We start from the raw sequence: 20,323 nt of genomic DNA on the forward strand, positions 1-20,323 counted from the left end.
TGTTGTGTATAAGAGCCAGCCGGACGGACCCTCGGGCCCGTCCGGTGCGCGCCGCTGTCCGCCGGTCAGGAGGCCACCGGCTCGCCGCTGTCCTGCGGGCTGACCTCCTCCAGCACCGGGGCGGCCGCGAAGGCCTTGGGCCGGCCGGGCAGGAGCAGGCCGACGGCCACGATGACCGCGGTCATCGCCAGCTCCCACCAGAAGGCGGTGGAGTACGCGTCCCGGACCGAGTCGCCGTTCGCGACCCCGCGCTGGACCAGCAGCGCGACCAGGGCCACGCCGAAGGAGCCGCCGACCTGGTTCAGCGACAGCATGGTGCTGGTCGCCCCCGAGGTCTTCTCCAGCGGCACGGTCCGGTAGAGCGAGGCGAGCGTGGGCGCGCCGACGCAGCCCAGGCCGAGGCCCGAGACCAACGCGTAGAGTCCGAGCACCAGTTGGCCGGTGGTCCCGGAGGACAGCGCGTTGCCCAGGGTGCCGAGCACCACCAGCGCGGCGCCGACCGGTACCAGCAGGTTGGCGCCGACCTTGTCGCTGAGCCGCCCGGCCAGCGGCATCCCGAGGAAGGTGCCGACCCCGAAGGGCGCCAGCAGCAGCCCGCTGGCCATCAGGCTCTGCCCGTGCACCTGCTGCTGGTAGAGCGGCAGCAGGACGTACAGCGAGAACACCGCCGCGCCGGTGAGCGCCATCGCCACGACCGCGGCCGTGAAGCCCTTGTTGGCGAGCAGGCGCACATCGATCAGCGGGGTGCGGCGGGTGGTGAGCGCGTGCACCACGAAGCCGGCCACCAGCGCCACCCCGACCAGCAGCGACACCAGCACGGTGGGGGAGCCGAAGCCCTCGTGGGCGGTCTGCGACAGCCCGTACACCAGGACGGCGAAGCCGGGGCTCAGCAGCACGGTGCCGAGCACGTCGAAGGTCGCGCGCTCGCCCTCGGCGGGGACGTCGGCGGGCACCACCTTGAACGAGAACACCAGCGCCGCCAGCACGATCGGCACGTTCACCAGGAACAGCCAACTCCAGTGCAGGTTGTCCGCGATGACCCCGCCGAGGATCGGGCCGATCACCGGGCCGAGGGTCATCGGCAGTGCCAGCAGGCCCATCACCTTGCCCAGCCGGGCCGGGCCGGCCGCGCGGGCGGTGAGCGTCATCATGACCGGCTCGATGATGCCGGCCGCCACGCCCTGGAGGATGCGGAAGGTCACCAGCGCGCCGATGTTCCAGGACAGCGCCGAGGCGACGGCCGTCACGGTGTAGAGCACCAGGCCGAACACCCAGACCTTCTTGCCGCCGAAGTGGTCCACCGCCCAGCCGGTCACCGGGATGGTCGCGGCCACCGCCAGCAGGTAGCCGGTGATGACCCATTCGGCCGTGGTGAGCGTGGTGTGGAAGTTGTCGGCCAGCGGGCTCAGTCCGACGCCGACGATGGTCGCGTTCAGCGTCGCGGTGACCGATGCGAGCGCCATGACGACGATCAGCTTGACCAGCGGACCGTCCAACCGATTCTCGGCCGATTGCGTCATTTCAGTCCTTAGCGATAGCAGGGGAGGAGAAAACGGAGGCGGGGGCGGTCGCGATTTCGCGTGGCGCCCCGTGGCCGCGGAATGCGGCGGGTGGAATTCCGGCGGAGCGGCGAGTGGTAAGAGGCCCCCGGCCCGGGAGGCCGTCACATGGGATGGGTCGGCGTACCGGAAGGGCCGGCGTTCTGAGCACCGGCGTCCCGGAACCGGCTTCCTGAGAACGGGCGTTCAGAGAACCGGCGTGCTGAAAGAGCGTATAAACAAGTCAGGGTCGGCGGCCATCACCCCTTAGACACCGTTAAGGCCGTCGGCCCGGAATGCGGGCCGACGGCCTTCGGCGGGGCGCCCGGCCGCCGGTCGGGCATCGGTGACCTGCGGAGACGCCCCGCCGGCCGGGAGTCGGGAGGGTTCCCGGCGGCTTTAGGTCCTGCCCGCTCAGGACGGTTCCGGTCGGGCGGCCTCCACGGTCAGGGCCCGGGCCGGGCAGAGCTGGTGGGCGAGCCGGACGTCCTGCTCCCGCTCGGCCGCGGGCTCGGGCTCCAGCAGGGTCACCAGCCCGTCGTCGTCGTGCTCGAAGACGTCCGGCGCGGTCAGCACGCACAGGCCCGCGCCGATGCAGCGGTCCCGGTCGGTGGAGACCCGCACCCCGGCCCCGCTCACCAGGCCACCGGCAGGCGCTCGACGCTCTGCATGGTGCCGGTGCGGCGCATCACCAGCTCCTCGGACGGCACCGCCAGCCGCAGCCCGGGCAGCCGGCGGACCAGCGTCTCGAAGGCGATCTCCAGTTGCAGCCGGGCCAGGTTCTGCCCCAGGCACTGGTGGATGCCGTAGCCGAAGGTCAGGTGCTGGCGGCTGGCCCGGGCCAGGTCGACCTCGTACGGCTCGGCGTGCACCCGGTCGTCCCGGTTGGTCATGGTGGAGGAGACCACCAGGCCGTCCCCGGCCTTCAGCACCAGTCCGTCGATCTCGATGTCGTCGGTGATCCAGCGCACCCCGGCGAAGTCCGTCACCGCGGTGATCCGCAGCAGTTCCTCGATCGCGATGGCGGCCGGCACCACGCCGTCGCGCAGCGCCGCCAGTTGCTCCGGGTGCTCCAGCAGGGCCAGCACGCTGATCGGGATCATCGAGGAGGTGGTCTCCAGGCCCGCGATCAGCAGCACCATGGCCAGCTGCACCACCTCGTCGTGGGTCAGCTCGCCGCTCTCCACGTGGGCCACCAGCCGGCCGACCAGGTTCTCGTCCGGCTTGCGCTCCTGGGCCGTCACCAACCGGTCCAGGTAGCGGACGAGTTCGGCGGCGGAGGCCTCGGTGTGCTCCGGGTCCCGGCCCTGCATGACGCCGGCGGTGGCGGTCTGGAAGAAGGCGTGGTCCTCGTACGGGATGCCCAGCAGCGCCGACATGACGAGCGAGGGGATGGGCGCCGCGAAGTGCTCCACCAGGTCGGCGGGGGAGCCGAGTTCCTCGATCCGGTCGATCAGTCCGTTGACGATCCGCTCGATGTCGGGGCGCAGCGCCCGGGCGTGCTTGAGGCTGAACTCCGGGTTGAGCAGCCGTCGGTGGTGGTGGTGGACCGGCGGGTCCTCGCCCACCAGCACCAGCTTGCGGGCGGCCGGCGCGCCCAGGTGCGGGGCCATGGTGGGGTAGGCGTCGTAACTGCGGTCGGAGGACAGCCGCTCGTCGGCGAGCAGCCGGCGGGCCTCCGCGTAACCGGTGATCAGCCAGACGCGGCGGTCGTCCCACAGGGTGACCTGGTTGATCGGGCCCCGCGTGCTGATCTCCCGGTAGACGTCCGGTGGCTGGTAGGGGCAGGAGCGGCGCACCGGGAACGACGGTGCTTCGACGGAACTGGCGGACAACGCGGCCTCCCGGTCGGATTTCCCGGAACGGTTTTCCGGGGGGAATTCTGGTTGCTCCGGCGCATGCTAGTTCCGCACCTCGGGCGCGGGCCACGGCAGTTCCGACCGGAATCAACGGCAATTCAATGGGCGTTTGTCGCCGGTTAAGCGGCGCATTCGCCGGGCGGCGGAGATCGGTTCAGCGGCCGCGCCGGGCCGGTTTAGCGCCGTTGCCTAGCGTGATCGGTGCGCCGTTCCGCCGGCGCCGTCCCGTCCCTGTGCTGAACGGAGTTGTGGCATGGCATCGATCTCCCTCCCCGGCCCGCTGGCCCCCGTCGCGGCGGCCCTGCGGGGCCGGCTGCTGGCCTGGCTGGCGGTGCCGCCGCTCGGCCCGACCGGGCCGAACCCGCCGGTCGGCGACCCCGCCAACCTGCTCCACCTCACCGACCTCGCCGAGACCCTGATCAGCTACGAGTCCACCAACTCCGACTTCAGCGGGGCCACCCCGACGCTGGACGACCTCGCCCACGTCCGCTACGAGCTGCGCGACCAGCAGGGCGCAATGGTCGGGACGACCAAGGGCATCGGGCGGATGCTGCGCAAGGGCCCGGAGGGCAACTTCCTGGGCTACTTCTCGGAGGAGATCCGGCTGATCGACGGCAACGTCATCCGCACCGGCGGCATCGTCGACGACGCCCGGCTGACCCTCGGCGAGCAGCAGACCATCAAGGCCGTCGCGGTGGCCGGCCCGCTGCGCGGGGCGATCGGGTTCCGCCAGTTCCGGCCGGTCGAGACCCACAAGGCGTACGCCTCGGCGATCGTCCTCTACCGCTGAGCTCCTGCTGAGCACCTGCTGAGCACCTGCTGAACACCTCTGCGCCGGACCGCCGTTCGGCCCGACGCGCACTCCGACCCGACAAGCACCCCGACCCGACGTGCACTCCGACCCGGCTGGGAGCAGACCGCAGATGGACCCCGCAGAGATCCGCCTCCTGGCGGCCGGCACCGCGTTGCCGGGCCCGCCCATCGACAACGCCGCCCTGGGCCGCCGGTTCGGCATGGACGCGCTCTGGGAGCAGTGGGTGGACGCTTTCATCGGCACCCGCACCCGGCACCTCGCCCTCGACCTGGAGACCGGCGAGCAGCGCGACACCCTGGCCGACCTGGGCACCACCGCCGGCGGGCGCGCGCTCGCCGCGGCGGGCACCGACCCCGCCGACGTGGACCTCGTGGTGCTCGGCACCGCCACCCCGGACACCCTGATGCCCGCCACCGTCAACGTGATCGCCGACCGGCTCGGCATCGACGGCGTGGCCACCTACCAGTTGCAGTCCGGCTGCTCCGGCGCCGTCCAGGCGATCGACGTCGCCCGCCAACTGCTCTCCACCGGCCGGCACCGCACCGCCCTGGTGCTGGGCGGCGACGTCATCGCCAAGCACTACGACCTGACGGCCGACCTGCGCGCCGTCCCCCCGGCCGAACTGGTCAACTACGTGCTGTTCGGCGACGCCGCCGGGGCCGCCGTGCTGAGCGCCGACCCGGCCGCCGGGCCGACCGCCGTCCGGGCCTCCTTCGTCGAACTGGCCGGCCGGGGACGGGAACCCGGCCAGGTGCTGGAGTGGTTCGGCCCGGTCGACCGGCACAGCGGTCGGCCGACGGCCCGGGAGGACTACAAGGCGATCGAGGAGACCGTCCCGCTGTTCGCCGAGCAGATCCTGCACCGGCTGCTCGCCGAGGCCGGCTGGCAGGAGGGCGAGGTGACGCACCTGCTGCCGCCGCAGCTGTCCACCCGGATGACCAGCCGGATCGTCGAGCGCCTCGGGCTGAGCGGCGCCGAGGAGGTCAGCTGCGTCGGCGAGACCGCCAATACCGGGAACGCGCTGGTCTTCTTCCAGCTCGAACAGGTCCTGCCGAAGCTCTCCCCGGGTGACCGGGCCGCCGCGATCGCGGTCGAGTCCAGCAAGTGGATCAAGTCCGGGTTCGCCCTGGAACACGTCTGACCCCTCCCGGCCCCGCCCCGCCGCCGGGCCCGCCGTCACTCCGTCCGGCCCCGCCACACCTCGAACCATCGAAGGGCAGAGCACGCATGTCGAACGACGAGAAGCTCCGCGACTACCTCAAGCGGGTCAGCGCCAGCCTCCAGGACACCCGCCTGCGACTGGAAGAGGCCGAGGCCAGGTCCACGGAGCCGATCGCCGTCGTCGGGATGGCGTGCCGCTACCCGGGCGGGGTGGGCTCGCCGGAGGAGCTGTGGCGGCTGGTCGCCGAGGGCCGGGACGCGATCTCGGAGTTCCCGGCCGACCGGGGCTGGGACCTGGACGCGCTGTACGACCCGGACCCGGAGCGCACCGGCACCTCCTACACCCGGCACGGCGGCTTCCTGGCCGCGGCAGCCGGCTTCGACGGCGAGTTCTTCGGCATCAGCCCCCGCGAGAGCAGCACCATCGACCCCCAGCAGCGGCTGCTGCTGGAGACCACCTGGGAGGCGCTGGAGAGCGCCGGCCTGGACCCGGCCGCGCTGCGCGGGACCCCGGTCGGCGTCTTCACCGGGATCATGTACAACGACTACGGCTCGCGGCTCAACCCGCTGCCGGCCGCCGTCGAGGGACAGGTCGGCATCGGCAGTGCGCCGAGCGTGGCCTCGGGGCGGATCGCGTACACCTACGGCTTCGAGGGTCCGGCGGTGACGGTGGACACCGCGTGCTCCTCCTCCCTGGTCGCCCTGCACCTGGCCGCGCAGGCGCTGCGCTCGGGCGAGTGCACGCTGGCGCTCGCGGGCGGGGCCACCGTGATGGCCACCCCCAACACCTTCGTCGAGTTCAGCCGCCAGCGCGGGCTGTCGCCGGACGGCCGCTGCAAGGCGTTCTCGGCGGGCGCGGACGGCACCGGCTGGGGCGAGGGGGTGGCCCTGCTGCTCCTGGAACGGCTCTCCGACGCCCGGGCGAACGGCCACCCGGTGCTGGCGGTGGTGCGCGGCTCGGCCGTCAACCAGGACGGCACCAGCAGCCAGCTCTCCGCCCCGCACGGGCCTTCGCAGGAGCGGGTGATCCGGGCGGCGCTGGCGGCGGCCGGGCTGGGCGCCGCGGATGTGGACGCGGTGGAGGCGCACGGCACGGGGACGCGGCTCGGGGATCCGATCGAGGCGCAGGCGCTGCTGGCCACCTACGGTCAGGGTCGTGACGCCGAGCGGCCGTTGTGGCTGGGTTCGGTGAAGTCCAACATCGGGCACGCCCAGGCGGCGGCCGGGGTGGCGGGCGTGATCAAGATGGTGCAGGCGCTGCGGCACGGCGTGCTGCCCGCCACCCTGCACGTCGACGAGCCGACCGGGGAGGTGGACTGGTCCGTCGGCGGGGTGGAGCTGCTGCGCTCGCCGGTGGACTGGGCGCCGGGCGAGCGGCCGCGCCGGGCGGGGGTCTCCGCCTTCGGGATCAGCGGCACCAACGCGCACGTGATCCTGGAGGAGGCCCCGGCCGCCACCGGGCCTCAGGCGGAGCCGGTTCCTACGGTCGCCCCGGTGCTGCTCTCGGCGCGCTCGGAGACGGCGTTGGGCGCGGCGGCCGAGCGGCTCGCGGACTGGCTGGAGCACGGCGAGGGCGCGCAGGCCGGGCTCGCGGAGGTCGCGGCCTGGACACTCACCCGCAGTGCCCGGCACCGCTTCGGGGCCGCCGTGGCCTCGCCGGACCGGGCTGAACTGATCGGCGGACTGCGGGCGTTGGCCGGGCGGTCGGCACACCCGGCGGTGGTGTCGGGTCGGGTGGCGTCCTCGCCGGGTCGGGTGGCGCTGGTGTTCCCAGGTCAGGGTTCGCAGTGGGTGGGGATGGGGGTGGCGCTGGCCGCGTCGTCTCCGGTGTTCGCCGCGTTGCTGGCCGACGCCGGCCGGGCGCTGGAGCCTTATGTGGATTGGGAGTTGGCGGAGGCGTTGCGGGATCCGGTCCTGTTGGAGCGGGTGGACGTGGTGCAGCCGGTGCTGTGGGCGGTGATGGTCTCGCTGGCGGGGCTGTGGCGCTCGTACGGGTTGCCGGTGGACGCGGTGGTGGGGCACTCGCAGGGCGAGATCGCGGCGGCGGCGGTGTCGGGGGCGTTGAGCCTGGAGGATGCTGCGGCCGTGGTGGCCCTGCGCAGCAAGGCGATTCGGGCGGTGGCGGGTGACGGTGGGATGGCATCGGTGCCGCTGCCGGTGGCGGAGGTGGAGTCCCTGATCGCCCGCTGGGAGGGTGCGTTGGAGGTCGCGGCGGTCAACGGGCCGTCCTCGACGGTGGTTTCCGGGACCGCGACGGCGATCGGCGAACTCGTGACCTGGGGTGAACAGCAGGAGGTACGGGTACGGCGCGTCCCGGTGGACTACGCCTCGCACTCCGCCCAGGTCGAACCCCTTGAGGCCGAACTCCTCGACCTGCTGGCACACATCAACCCCCAGCCCGCCGACATCCCGTTCTACTCCACCGTCACGGGAACCCTGTTGGACACCAGCGCCCTTGACGCCGGGTACTGGTTCCGCAACCTGCGCAGCCGGGTCCGCTTCGAGGACACCGTCCGCGCCCTGGCCGAGGACGGCTTCACCACCTTCGTGGAGGCCAGCGCCCACCCGGTGCTGACCGTCGGCATCCAGGAAACCCTGGCCGAACACCCGGACGCCCCGGACACCCTGGTCACCGGCAGCCTGCGCCGCAACCGCGAGGACGACCAACCGCTGCTCCAGGCCCTGGCCGCCGTCGAACTCCACGGCCACCGCCTCGACTGGCCCCTCACCACCCCCACCACCCCACCCGGCCTCCCCACCTACCCCTTCCAGCACCGTCGCCACTGGCTCGACGCCCCCACTCACGCGGGCGGCCCGGACGCGTCCGCCCACCCCCTGCTCGGCGCGAGTGTCGAACGCGCCGACGACGGCGGGCTGGTCCTCACCGGCCGCCTCTCCCCGCGCAGCCACCCCTGGTCGGCCGAGCACACCGTCGCCGGGACGGTCCTGTTCCCGGGGACGGGCTTCGCCGAACTCGCCCTGGCCGCCGCCGAGTCGGCAGGCTCCTCCGGCGTGGACGAACTCGTCCTGCTGGCGCCGCTGACCCTCGGCGGGGCGGTGCTCGACCTCCAGGTCCTCGTCCCGGCCGCCGACCGGGACGGCCACCGGACCTTCGACGTCTACTCCCGCCCCGAGCACGGCGGCGCGGGCGACTGGACCCACCACGCGACCGGCACCCTGGCCGCCGAGCCGGCCGAACCGGCCACCCCCATCGAGGACTTCCCCACCGAGGACTTCCCCGCCGACTGGCCCCCGGCCGAGGCCGTCCCCCTCGAACTCGCCACCGCCGCAGCGCGGTTCGCCGCCGCCGAGGTCGGCTACGGCCCGACCTACCAGGGCCTGCGCGCCGCCTGGCAGCACGGCGACGTGCTCTACGCGACCGTCGAACTCCCCGAGCCCGCGCACCCCGACGCCGCCCGCTACGGCATCCACCCCGCCCTGCTGGACGCCGCCTTCCAGGCCGAGGCGGCGGCCGACGGCCCGGACCGCCCCGCCGAACTGCGGCTGCCGTTCGCCTGGAACGGCCTCGGCCTGCACGCGGTCGGCGCCACCGCGCTGCGGGTGCGGCTGGACCGCCTGGACCAGGACACCCTCCGCCTCCGGGCCGTCGACCCCGAGGGCGCCCCCGTCCTCACCGTCGACACCCTGGTGCTGCGCCCGGTCGCCGTCGACCGGCTGACCGCCCCCGCCCCCCGGGGCCCGGCCCGGCCCACCCGCACCCCGGCCCGCCGGGCCGCCGGGCGTACAGCGGGGGAGGGCAGTGCCGTCGAGCGCCTCCGCCGACTGTCCGGCGCCGAGCTGGAGCGGCAGCTGCGCGAGCTGGTGCGCGGCGAGGTCGCCGCCGTCCTCGGCTACGCCACCCCCGCCGAACTCGACCCCGACCGGGCCTTCCGCGACCTCGGCTTCGAGTCCCTCACGGCCGTCCAACTGCGCGACCGGATCGCCGCCGCCACCGGACTCAAGCTGCCGCCGACCCTGGTGTTCAACCACCCCAGCCCGCGCGCCCTCGCCGAGCACCTCGGCGACCTGCTGCGCCGCAGCGGCAGCGCACCGGCCACCGCGCCCGCCCGTACCCGGGCCGCTGCCGACGAACCGCTCGCGATCATCGGGATGGCGTGCCGCTACCCGGGCGGGGTGGGCTCGCCGGAGGAGCTGTGGCGGCTGGTCGCCGAGGGCCGGGAGACGGTCTCGGAGTTCCCGGCCGACCGGGGCTGGGACCTGGACGCGCTGTACGACCCGGACCCGGAGCGCACCGGCACCTCCTACACCCGGCACGGCGGCTTCCTGACCGGCGCGGCCGACTTCGACCCGGCGTTCTTCGGCATCAACCCGCGCGAGGCCGTCGCGATGGACCCGCAACAGCGGCTGCTGCTGGAAACCTCCTGGGAGGCGCTGGAGAGCGCCGGCCTGGACCCGGCCGCGCTGCGCGGGACCCCGGTCGGCGTCTTCACCGGCCTGATCTACACCGAGTACGGCGGCCGGGTGCGCGGCTCCGCCCCCGAGGCGGAGGGCTACCTCGGCACCGGCAGCGCGGGCAGCGTGGCCTCGGGGCGGATCGCGTACACCTACGGCTTCGAGGGTCCGGCGGTGACGGTGGACACCGCGTGCTCCTCCTCCCTGGTCGCCCTGCACCTCGCGGGCCAGGCGCTGCGCTCCGGCGAGTGCAGCCTCGCCCTGGTCGGCGGCGCCACCGTGATGTCCACCCCGGACACCCTGATCGAGTTCAGCCGCCAGCGCGGCCTCTCGCCGGACGGCCGCTGCCGGGCCTTCGCGGCCGCCGCCGACGGCACCGGCTTCTCCGAGGGCGTCGGGCTGCTGCTGGTCGAACGGCTCTCCGACGCCCGGGCGAACGGCCACCCGGTGCTGGCGGTGGTGCGCGGCACCGCCGTCAACCAGGACGGTGCCTCGAACGGCCTGACCGCCCCGCACGGGCCTTCGCAGGAGCGGGTGATCCGGGCGGCGCTGGCGGCGGCCGGGCTGGGCGCGGCGGATGTGGACGCGGTGGAGGCGCACGGCACGGGGACGCGGCTCGGGGATCCGATCGAGGCGCAGGCGCTGCTGGCCACCTACGGTCAGGACCGGCCCGCCGAGCGGCCCTTGTGGCTGGGGTCGGTGAAGTCCAACATCGGGCACGCCCAGGCGGCGGCCGGGGTGGCGGGCGTGATCAAGATGGTGCAGGCACTGCGGCACGGGGTGCTGCCGAGCACCTTGCACATCGACGAGCCGACCGGCGCCGTCGAATGGGGGAGCGGTGCGGTCGAGCTGCTGCGCTCGCCGGTGGACTGGGCGCCGGGCGAGCGGCCGCGTCGGGCGGGGGTCTCCGCCTTCGGGATGAGCGGCACCAACGCGCACGTGATCCTGGAGGAGTCCCCGGCGGCCACCGGGCCTCAGGTGGAGCCGGTTCCTGCGGTCGCCCCGGTGCTGCTCTCGGCGCGCTCGGAGACGGCGTTGGGCGCGGCGGCCGAGCGGCTGGCGGACTGGCTGGAGGGCCCGGGTGCCCGGGTCGGCCTGTCCGAGGTCGCGGCCTGGACACTGACCCGCGTCGCCCGGCACGGGTACGGCGCCGCCGTCGCCTCGGGCGAGCGCGCCGAGGTGGTGGCCGCACTCCGTGCGCTGACCGACCATCCGGCGGTGGTGTCGGGTCGGGTGGCGTCCTCGCCGGGTCGAGTGGTGCTGGTGTTCCCGGGGCAGGGTTCGCAGTGGGTGGGAATGGGGGTGGCGCTGGCCGAGTCGTCTCCGGTGTTCGCCGCGTTGCTGGCCGACGCCGGCCGGGCCCTGGAGCCCTATGTGGAGTGGGAGTTGGGGCAGGCGCTGCGGGATCCGGTCCTGTTGGAGCGGGTGGACGTGGTGCAGCCGGTGCTGTGGGCGGTGATGGTGTCGCTGGCGGGGCTGTGGCGCTCGTACGGGCTGCCGGTGGACGCGGTGGTGGGGCACTCGCAGGGGGAGATCGCGGCGGCTGCGGTCTCCGGGGCGTTGAGTCTGGAGGACGCTGCGGCCGTGGTGGCCCTGCGCAGTAAGGCGATTCGGGTGGTGGCGGGTGACGGCGGGATGGCGTCGGTGCCGCTGCCGGTGGCGGAGGTGGAGTCCCTGATCGCCCGCTGGGACGGTGCGTTGGAGGTCGCGGCGGTCAACGGGCCTTCCTCGACGGTGGTTTCCGGGACCGCGACGGCGATCGGCGAGCTGGTGACCTGGGGCGAGGAGCAGGACGTACGGGTGCGGAAGGTTCCGGTGGACTACGCCTCGCACTCCTCCCAGGTCGATCCCCTGCGCACCGAACTCCTCGACCTGCTGGCACACATCAGCCCCCAGCCGTCGGAGATCCCGTTCTACTCGACCGTCACGGCCGGGCCGCTGGACACTGCGGAGCTGGACGCCGGGTACTGGTTCCGCAACCTGCGCAGCCGAGTGCGCTTCGAGGACACCGTCCGTGCCCTGGCCGCCGAGGGCTTCACGACCTTCGTGGAGGCCAGCGCCCACCCGGTGCTGACCGTCGGCATCCAGGAAACCCTGACGGAACAGCCGGAGGCCCTGATCACCGGCACCCTGCGCCGCAACCGCGAGGACGATCAGCCGCTGCTCCAGGCCCTGGCCGCCGTCGAACTCCACGGCCACCGCCTCAGCTGGCCCCTCACCACCCCCACCACCCCGCCCGGCCTCCCCACCTACCCCTTCCAGCACGAGCACTACTGGCTCGACCCCGCCCCGGACATCAGCGACCCGGGCCACCTCGGCCTCCAGAGCGCCGACCACCCACTGCTGGGCGCCACCACCGACCTGCCGGACGGCACCGCGCTCTACACCAGCCGAATCTCCACCGGCACCCACGCCTGGCTGCTCGACCACGCCGTCACCGGCACCCCGCTGCTGCCCGCGACCGCGCTGGTCGAACTCGCCCTGCACGCCGGCCACCGCGCCGCCGTCCCGGCCCTGGCCGAACTGACCCTGGAGGCACCGCTGTTGCTCGACGACGGCGCCGTGCACCTGCAGACCACCGTCCAACCGCCGGACACCGACGGCGCCCGTGCGCTCGCCGTCCACTCCCGCCCGGCGGCCGCCGGCCCGCAGGAGCCGTGGACCAGGCACGCCACCGCCCTGCTCCTCCCGGACCGCCCGTCCGCCGCCGCCCCCGCGGACCGGCCCGAGGACCGGCCCGCGGCCTGGCCCCCGCCCGGCGCCACCCCCGTGGACCCGGCCGACCTCTACCCCGGCCTCGCCGACCGCGGCTACGACTACGGCCCGGCCTTCCAGGGCGTCCGCGCCCTGTGGCGCGCCGGTGACGCCGTCTACGCGACCGTCGAACTCCCCGAGCCCGCGCACCCGGACGCCGCCCGCTACGGCATCCACCCCGCCCTGCTGGACGCCGCCCTGCACCCGCTCGCCGCCGGCCTCACCGCCCCCGCGGACGGCACTCGCGAGGAGAGCGACCCCGAGGACGCCGACCGGGGAACGGCACTCCCCTTCGCCTGGACCGGCGTCACCCTCGCCGCCACGGCCGCCACCACCCTGCGGGTCCGGCTGACCCGGCACGGCGCCGACTCGGTCGCGCTGACCGCCACCGACCCGCTCGGCGGGCCGGTGCTCACCGCCGAGCGGATCGCCCTGCGCCCGCTCGCCCCGGGCGCCCTCGCCGCCGCCCGGCCGGTCGGGCGGGCCGACGGCCTGTACCACCTGGACTGGGCGCCCGTGCCCCCGTCGGCGGCCGTCCCCGCCGACCGGGCGGTGGTCGAACTGCCCGAGCACCACCTCTCCGCCGACCCCACCGACCCCACCGACCCGGCAGAACTCCCCGACCCCGCAAGCCTGTTCACCACCGACCCGCCCGCCCTCGCCGTCCTCCCACTCACCCTCCCCGAGCCGACGGCCCCGAACCCGAACCAGGACCAGGACCAGGACCCCGCCGCCGCCACCGCCACCCTGCTCGGCTTCGTCCAGCGCTGGCTCGCCCAGGACCACCTGGCCGACACCCGGCTCGCCGTGCTGACCCGCGACGCCCAGCACACCGGCCCCGCCGACCGCCCGGTCCGGCCGGTCGCGGCCGCCCTCTGGGGCCTGCTGCGCAGCGCCCAGACCGAGCACCCCGGCCGGTTCCGCCTGCTGGACACCGACGGGCACCCCGACTCCCGGGCGGCGCTGGGCACCGCCCTCGCCCGGGACGAGCCCCAACTCGCCCTGCGCCGGGGCGCGCTGCTCGCCCCGGCGGTCGTCCCGCTGCCCGCCCGGCCCGAGCTCACCGCCCCCGGGGACGGCCCCTGGCGGCTCGCCCCCACCGGGGACACCCTGGACGCGCTGGCCCTGCTCCCCGCCCCGGACGCCGCCCGCCCGCTCGCCCCCGGCGAGGTGCGGATCGCCGTACGGGCCGCCGGACTGAACTTCCGTGACGTGCTGATCACCCTCGGCGTCTACCCGGACCGCGCCCTGCTCGGCACCGAGGCGGCCGGCGTGGTCACCGAGGTCGGCCCGGGCGTGACCGGCCTGGCGCCCGGCGACCGGGTCACCGGCCTGGTGTCCGGGGGCATCGGCCCGGTCGCGGTCACCGACCACCGGCTGCTGGCCCGCGTCCCGGCCGGCTGGAGTTTCGCCCAGGCCGCCGCCGTCCCCGCCGCCTACCTGACCGCCCACTACGCCCTGGTCGACCTGGCCGGGCTCCGCGCGGGCGAGCGGCTGCTGGTGCACTCGGCGGCCGGCGGCGTCGGCATCGCCGCCGTCCAGCTCGCCGCCCACCTGGGCGCCGAGGTGTACGGGACAGCCGGGCCCGGCAAGTGGGACACCCTGGCGGCGCTGGGCGTCGACCCGGCCCGCACCGCCTCCTCCCGCACCCTCGACTTCGAGGGGCTCTTCCTCGCCGGGACGGACGGCGCCGGGGTGGACGTGGTGCTGAACTCCTTCACCGGGGACTTCGTCGACGCCTCGCTGCGGCTGCTGCCGCGCGGCGGCCGCTTCGTCGAGATGGGCAAGGCCGACCTGCGCGACGCCGACCGGATCGCCGAGCAGTACCCGGGCGTGCGCTACCGCTCCTTCGACCTGCTGGAGGCCGGTCCGCAGCGGATCGGCGAGCTGCTGACCGAGCTGCTGGCGCTGTTCGAGCGCGGGGTGCTGACCCTGCCGCCGATCACCGCCTGGCCGGTCGCCCGGGCCGGGGAGGCGCTGCGCCACCTCGGCCAGGCCCGGCACACCGGCAAGGTCGTGGTGACCGTCCCCGCGCCGCTCGACCCGGCCGGCACCGTGCTGGTCACCGGTGGCACCGGCACCCTCGGCGCGCTGACGGCCCGGCACCTGGTGACCGAGCACGGCGCCCGGCACCTGCTGCTGGCGGGCCGGCGCGGCCCCGAGGCGGCGGGCGCCGCTGAACTGGCCGCCGAACTCGGTGGCCTCGGCGCCGAGGTGACCGTCGCCGCGGTGGACGTCGCCGACCGGGCGGCGCTGGCCGCGCTGCTCGACTCCGTCCCCGCCGAGCACCCGCTGACGCTGGTGGTGCACGCCGCCGGCGCCCTCGCGGACGGCGTTCTGGAGGCCCTCGACCCGGCCGCGCTGGAGGCCGTGTTGGCCCCCAAGGCCCGGGCCGCCCGCCACCTGGACGAGCTGACCCGGCACGCCGACCTCGCCGACCTGGTGCTGTTCTCCTCCGTCTCCGGGGTGCTCGGGGGCGGCGGACAGGCCAACTACGCGGCGGCCAACGCCTACCTGGACGGCCTCGCGCACCGCCGCGCCGCCGAGGGCCTGCCCGCGACCTCGCTCGCCTGGGGCCTGTGGCAGCGGGCCAGCGGACTGACCGGCCGGCTCACCGACGGCGACCGGGCCCGACTGGCCCGGGGCGGCCTGGTGCCGCTCACCGACCGGGAGGGCCTCACCCTGCTGGACGCGGCCCGCGCCACCGGCCGGGCGGCCGTCGTCACCACCCGCTTCGACCTGCGGGCGGGCCGGGCCGCCGGGACCGTACCCGCGCTGCTGCGCTCGCTGGCGGGCGCCCCCGCCCGGCGCAGCGCCGCCGGCGCGCCCGCCGCCGGAGGCCCGGCCCCGCTGTCGGACCGGCTCGCCGGCCTGGACCCGGCCGGGCGGGCCGAGGCCCTGCTCGACCTGGTGCTCGGCCAGGCCGCCGCCGTCCTGGGCCACGGCGGGGCCGGAACCGTCGCCGCCGACCAGGCCTTCAAGGAGATCGGCTTCGACTCGCTCACCGCCGTCGAACTGCGCAACCGCCTGGGGGCGGCCACCGGCCTGCGGCTGGCCCCGACCACGGTGTTCGACCATCCGACCCCGGCGGCGCTGGCCGCCCACCTGCACCGGGCCCTGGCCCCCGAGGACGAGGCCGCGCCGGACCCGTTCCTGCGCGAGCTCGACCGGCTGGAGTCCCTGCTGCCCGCGCTGGCCGCCGCGGACGGCGTCCGGGGAGCGGTCGGCCGGAGGCTGCGCGAGCTGCTCTGGCGCCTGGACGACACCCCGGCCGAAGGCGACGGCGAGGGCGAGCGCGCCGAGGACCTCGCGACGGCCAGCGACGAGGAACTGTTCGCCGCGCTCGACGACGAACTCAACCATCCCGGAACGGAGGTCTGAGATGCCCGGGACGACCGAACCCGCCGCCACCTCCGGCGGCGCCCCCACCGCCACCCCCGGCGGCACCGAGGAACGGCTGCGCGACTACCTGCGCCGCGCGACCGCCGACCTGCGCCAGGCCAGGCGCCGGATCGAGGCCCTGGAGGAGCGCGCGCACGAGCCGGTCGCGATCGTCGGCATGGCCTGCCGGCTGCCCGGCGGCGTGCGCACCCCCGAGGACCTGTGGCGGCTGCTCGCCGAACGCCGGGACGCCATCGGCGACTTCCCCGCCGACCGCGGCTGGGACCTCGACGCGCTGTTCGACGAGGACCCGGCCACCCCCGGCACCTCCTACGCCCGCCAGGGCGGCTTCCTGGACGGCGCCGGCGAGTTCGACGCCGCCTTCTTCGGCCTCGGCCCGCGCGAGGCGCTCGCCATGGACCCCCAGCAGCGGCTGCTGCTGGAGACCGCCTGGCGGACCTTCGAGTCCGCCGCCCTCGACCCGGCCGCCCTGCGCGGCAGCCGGACCGGCGTGTACGTCGGCATGATCGGCCAGGACTACGCCCCGCGCCCGCACGAGGTGGCCGGCGAACTCGACGGCCACTTCATGACCGGCAACGCCGGGTCCGTCGCCTCCGGCCGGCTCGCCTACCACTTCGGCCTGCACGGACCGGCCCTGACCGTCGACACCGCCTGCTCCTCCTCGCTGGTGGCGCTGCACCTGGCGGCCCGCTCGCTGCGCTCGCGCGAGAGCGACCTCGCCCTGGCCGGCGGGGCCTGCGTGCTGGCCCACCCGAGGGTGTTCCTGGAGTTCAGCCGCCAGCGCGGGCTGGCCCCGGACGGGCGGTGCAAGGCCTTCGCGGCGGGCGCCGACGGCACCGGGCTCGCCGAGGGCGTCGGCCTGCTGCTCCTGGAGCGCCTCTCCGACGCCCGTGCCAACGGCCACCGGGTGCTGGCCGTGCTGCGCGGTTCGGCCGTCAACCAGGACGGCCCGAGCAACGGGCTCACCGCCCCCAGCGGGCCGGCCCAGGAGGCCGTCGTCCGGGAGGCGCTGGCCGACGCCCGGCTCACCCCCGACCAGGTCGACGCGGTCGAGGCGCACGGCACCGGCACCACGCTCGGCGACCCGATCGAGGCCCGCGCCCTGCTCGCGGTGTACGGCCGCGCCGAGCGCGAACGCCCGCTGCGGCTCGGCTCGTTGAAGTCCAACATCGGTCACACCCAGGCCGCCGCCGGAGCCGCCGGGGTGATCAAGCTGATCCTCTCCCTGCGGCACGACACCCTGCCCGCCAGCCTCCACCTGGACACGCCCACCCCGCACGTCGACTGGTCGGAAGGCGCCGTCGAACTGCTCGCCGAGGCCGCGCCCTGGCCGCGCGGGGAGCGCCCGCGCCGGGCCGCCGTGTCCTCCTTCGGGATCAGCGGCACCAACGCCCACCTGATCCTGGAGGAGGCCCCCGAGCCGCCGCCCGCCGAACCCGGTCCCGAACCCGGCGCCGGCCCCGCCGACCGGCCCTGGCTGCTCACCGCCCGCACCCCCGAGGCGCTGCGCGACCACGCGCTGGCGCTGGCCGCGCACGCCGAGGCCGGCGCCGTGGACGGCATCGGGAACGGCGCCGCGGACCGTGCCCGGGACACCGCCCACTGGCTCGGCCACGGCCGGGCGCGGTTCCCGCACCGGGCCGCCGTGCTGACCGACCGCCCGGCGGAGATCGCCCCGGCCCTGCGCGCCCTGGCGGCCGGCCGCACCCACCCCGCCCTGGTGCGCGGCACCGCCGTCGCCGCCCCCAGGGCCGCCTGGACCTTCACCGGCCAGGGCTCCCAGCAGCCCGGCATGGGGCGTGAACTCCACGCCGAGCAGCAGGAGTTCGCCAAGGCGCTGGACGAGGTGTGCGACGCCCTCGACCCCCACCTGGACCGCCCGCTGCGGGACGTGATGTTCGCCGAACCGGGCTCCGCCGCCTCCGCACTGCTGGACCGCACCCGGTACACCCAGCCGGCCCTGTTCGCCCACCAGACCGCGCTGGCCCGGCTGCTGGGCACCCGGCTGCCCCCGCCGGTCGCGGTGCTCGGCCACTCGATCGGCGAGCTGTCCGCCGCTCACCTGGCCGGGGTGTTCGACCTGGAGTCGGCGGCCGCGCTGGTCGCCGCCCGGGCCCGGCTGATGGACGAACTGCCCGCCGGCGCGGGCGCGATGCTCTCCGTCCAGGCCCCCGAGGAGCGGCTCACCGCACTGCTCGCACCGTACGGGCAGGCGCTCGGCCTGGCCGCCGTCAACGGACCGGCCTCCACGGTGGTCTCCGGCGACGCCGACGCGATCGCCCGGCTCGACCGCGAGCTCACCGGCCTCGGCCTGCGCACCCGCCGGCTGCGGGTCTCGCACGCCTTCCACTCCGCCCAGCTGGACCCGGTGCTGGAACGCTTCCACGCCGAGGCGCGGCGGATCGGCTACCGCGCCCCGAGCCTGCCGGTGATCAGCAACCTCACCGGCGAGACCGCCGACCCCGAGCGGATCGCGAGCCCCCGCTACTGGACCGAGCAGATCCGCGCCACCGTCCGCTTCGAGCAGGGCGTGCGCACCCTGCGCGAGCGGTACGGCGTCACCGCCTACCTGGAACTCGGCCCGCACAGCACGCTCGCCGCGCTGACCGCCGCGATCCACCCGGAGGCCGTCCAACTGCCCGTGCAGCTGCGCGAACGGCCCCCGTCGAGGGCGCTCGCCGCCGCGCTGGCCGGGGCCGAGGTGCACGGGCTGCCGGTCGGCGGGCCGAGCGGGCCGGCGCCCGCCGCCGACCCCGACACCGTGCCCGGCCACCCCTTCGCCCCGACGGTCCACTGGCTGGCCACCCCCGGCCCCTCCGGCGCCGGCCGCGAACCCGCGCCGCTGCCCGGGGCCACCACCGCGGAACGGGAGCCCGCCGAGGACCCGGCCGCCCTGCTGCGGCGCTGGGCGGACGCCGGGCCCGGGCACCGCACCGCCCTGCTGCTCGCCCTGGTCAGGGAACAGGCCGCCGAGGCCCTCGGCTACGCCGACCCGGCCCGGATCGGCGAGCGGGAGCGCTTCCAGGACCTCGGCTTCTCCTCCTTCACCGTCCTGGACCTGCGCAACCGGCTCGTCGCCGCGACCGGGCTCGCGCTCCCCCCGGTGGTCGCCTTCGACCACCCCACGCCGGTCGAACTGACCGCCCACCTCGACCACCTGCTGGCCGAGTCCGTCCTGCCCGCCGCCTGAGGCACCGAGCCCGTCCACCCCCCACCGAACGACCAAGCCCGCCGAACCTTCCAGAGGAGCGAACCCCGGTCATGCGCGTCGGAATCACCTACCTCAGCATCTCCCCGTCGGTCGACCGGTCGTCCGCCCGGCAGAAGTACCTGGACTTCGCCCGGCAGGTCGAATGGGCCAACGACCGGGGCTTCTCCGGCATCTGGATCACCGAGCACCACTTCTCCGGCTACAGCCTCAGCTCCTCCCCGCTGCTGCTGCTCGGCCAGGCCGCCGCGCTCGCCCCCGACCTGCGGATCGGCACCGGCATCCTGGTGCTGCCGCTGTGGGACCCGGTCCGCCTGGTCGCCGACGTCAACACCCTGGACCAGCTGTCCGGCGGCCGCCTGGACCTCGGCATCGGCCGCGGCTACCAGCCGCACGAGTTCCTCGGCTTCGGCCGCGACCTCGACCGGAGCCGGGCCGCCTTCGAGGAGTCCGCCGACCTGGTGCTGCGGCTGCTCACCGAGACCGAGGTCACCCACAAGGGCGAGCTCCACCGGATCGACGCCCCGGTGACCGTCCTGCCGCCCTCCCACCAGGCCCCGCACCCGCCGGTGTGGGCCGCCGCGGTGTCGCCCGAGTCCACCCGCTTCGCCGTCCGGCGCGGCTTCCACCTGCTCGGCCTCGCCCTGTCGACCCCGGCCGAACTCGCGGCCCAGTGGCGGACGGTGGCCACCCTGGCGGCCGAGGAGGGGGTCGCGGCGGAGGGCCTGGAGTACGCCGTCAACCGCTTCGTCCACGTCGGCACCGACCCGGCCGGGCGCCGGGCCGCGGCCCGCGAGGTCGCCCGGCAGATCCAGACCTCCCGCGCCCTGGCCGAGGGCGCCTACCCGACCGGGGGCCGGCCACCGGTCCCGGCCGCCGTCGACCCGGCCGACGAGGAACTCGCCTACCAGCGGCTGCTGGCCGGCTCGCCCGAGCAGATCGTCGAGCAGATCGCCGAACTCGCCGCCGCCGGCGTCACCCGGGTCAACGCCGCCTTCGAGTACGGCACCCTGCCCGCAGAGACGGCCTTCGCCGCGCTGCGCACCTTCGCCGCCGAGGTGCTCCCGGCCCTGCGGGAGCTGCCCGTACGGCTCTGAACCCCCGCCCCGCAGCCGAGGCGGGGGCGGGGGTGAAGAACTCGACCATCCGGTCGAGCCCGTGCTCGCCGAACATA

7 protein-coding genes and 1 pseudogene are annotated in these 20,323 nt (G+C 75.5%); 5 read left to right on the forward strand and 3 right to left on the reverse strand.

What is annotated here, in order from left to right:
• Positions 1 to 65: 65 nt before the first annotated feature.
• From ACFWXO_RS31660 to ACFWXO_RS31670, 3 genes are all read right to left on the reverse strand, one after another.
• Positions 66 to 1,520: a DHA2 family efflux MFS transporter permease subunit gene (locus tag ACFWXO_RS31660; RefSeq protein ID WP_375893167.1), complete on the reverse strand. Its 1,455-nt coding sequence runs from the start codon at positions 1,518 to 1,520 to the stop codon at positions 66 to 68.
• Between the two features lie 432 nt (positions 1,521 to 1,952).
• Entirely contained in the window at positions 1,953 to 2,177 is a 225-nt protein-coding gene (locus tag ACFWXO_RS31665; protein WP_380528075.1) for a ferredoxin, read from the reverse strand.
• Positions 2,174 to 3,373 carry a cytochrome P450 gene (locus ACFWXO_RS31670; RefSeq protein ID WP_380528078.1) on the reverse strand — a complete coding sequence of 400 codons (1,200 nt, stop codon included), beginning with the start codon at positions 3,371 to 3,373 and terminating at the stop codon, positions 2,174 to 2,176. Before ACFWXO_RS31670 ends, ACFWXO_RS31665 begins: the two co-directional genes overlap by 4 nt.
• A gap of 277 nt (positions 3,374 to 3,650) precedes the next feature.
• On the opposite strand from ACFWXO_RS31670, the gene ACFWXO_RS31675 reads away from it, so the two are divergent.
• From ACFWXO_RS31675 to ACFWXO_RS31695, 5 genes and pseudogenes are all read left to right on the forward strand, one after another.
• A complete protein-coding gene (locus ACFWXO_RS31675; protein ID WP_380528081.1) occupies positions 3,651 to 4,187 on the forward strand; it encodes a hypothetical protein in 537 nt (178 codons plus the stop codon).
• A gap of 133 nt (positions 4,188 to 4,320) precedes the next feature.
• Entirely contained in the window at positions 4,321 to 5,352 is a 1,032-nt protein-coding gene (locus ACFWXO_RS31680; protein WP_375893162.1) for a 3-oxoacyl-ACP synthase III family protein, read from the forward strand.
• 86 nt (positions 5,353 to 5,438) lie between these two features.
• A complete protein-coding gene (locus tag ACFWXO_RS31685; protein ID WP_380528085.1) occupies positions 5,439 to 15,920 on the forward strand; it encodes an SDR family NAD(P)-dependent oxidoreductase in 10,482 nt (3,493 codons plus the stop codon).
• Between the two features lie 67 nt (positions 15,921 to 15,987).
• A pseudogene (locus tag ACFWXO_RS31690) lies at positions 15,988 to 19,131 on the forward strand (type I polyketide synthase); the annotation flags it as partial.
• A 71-nt stretch (positions 19,132 to 19,202) separates the two neighbouring features.
• On the forward strand, positions 19,203 to 20,246 hold the full coding sequence (locus ACFWXO_RS31695) for an LLM class flavin-dependent oxidoreductase (RefSeq protein WP_380528089.1): 1,044 nt from the start codon (positions 19,203 to 19,205) through the stop codon (positions 20,244 to 20,246).
• Positions 20,247 to 20,323 lie beyond the last annotated feature (77 nt).

This window comes from Kitasatospora sp. NPDC059088 (assembly GCF_042738155.1).
In the GTDB taxonomy this organism is placed as follows: domain Bacteria; phylum Actinomycetota; class Actinomycetes; order Streptomycetales; family Streptomycetaceae; genus Kitasatospora.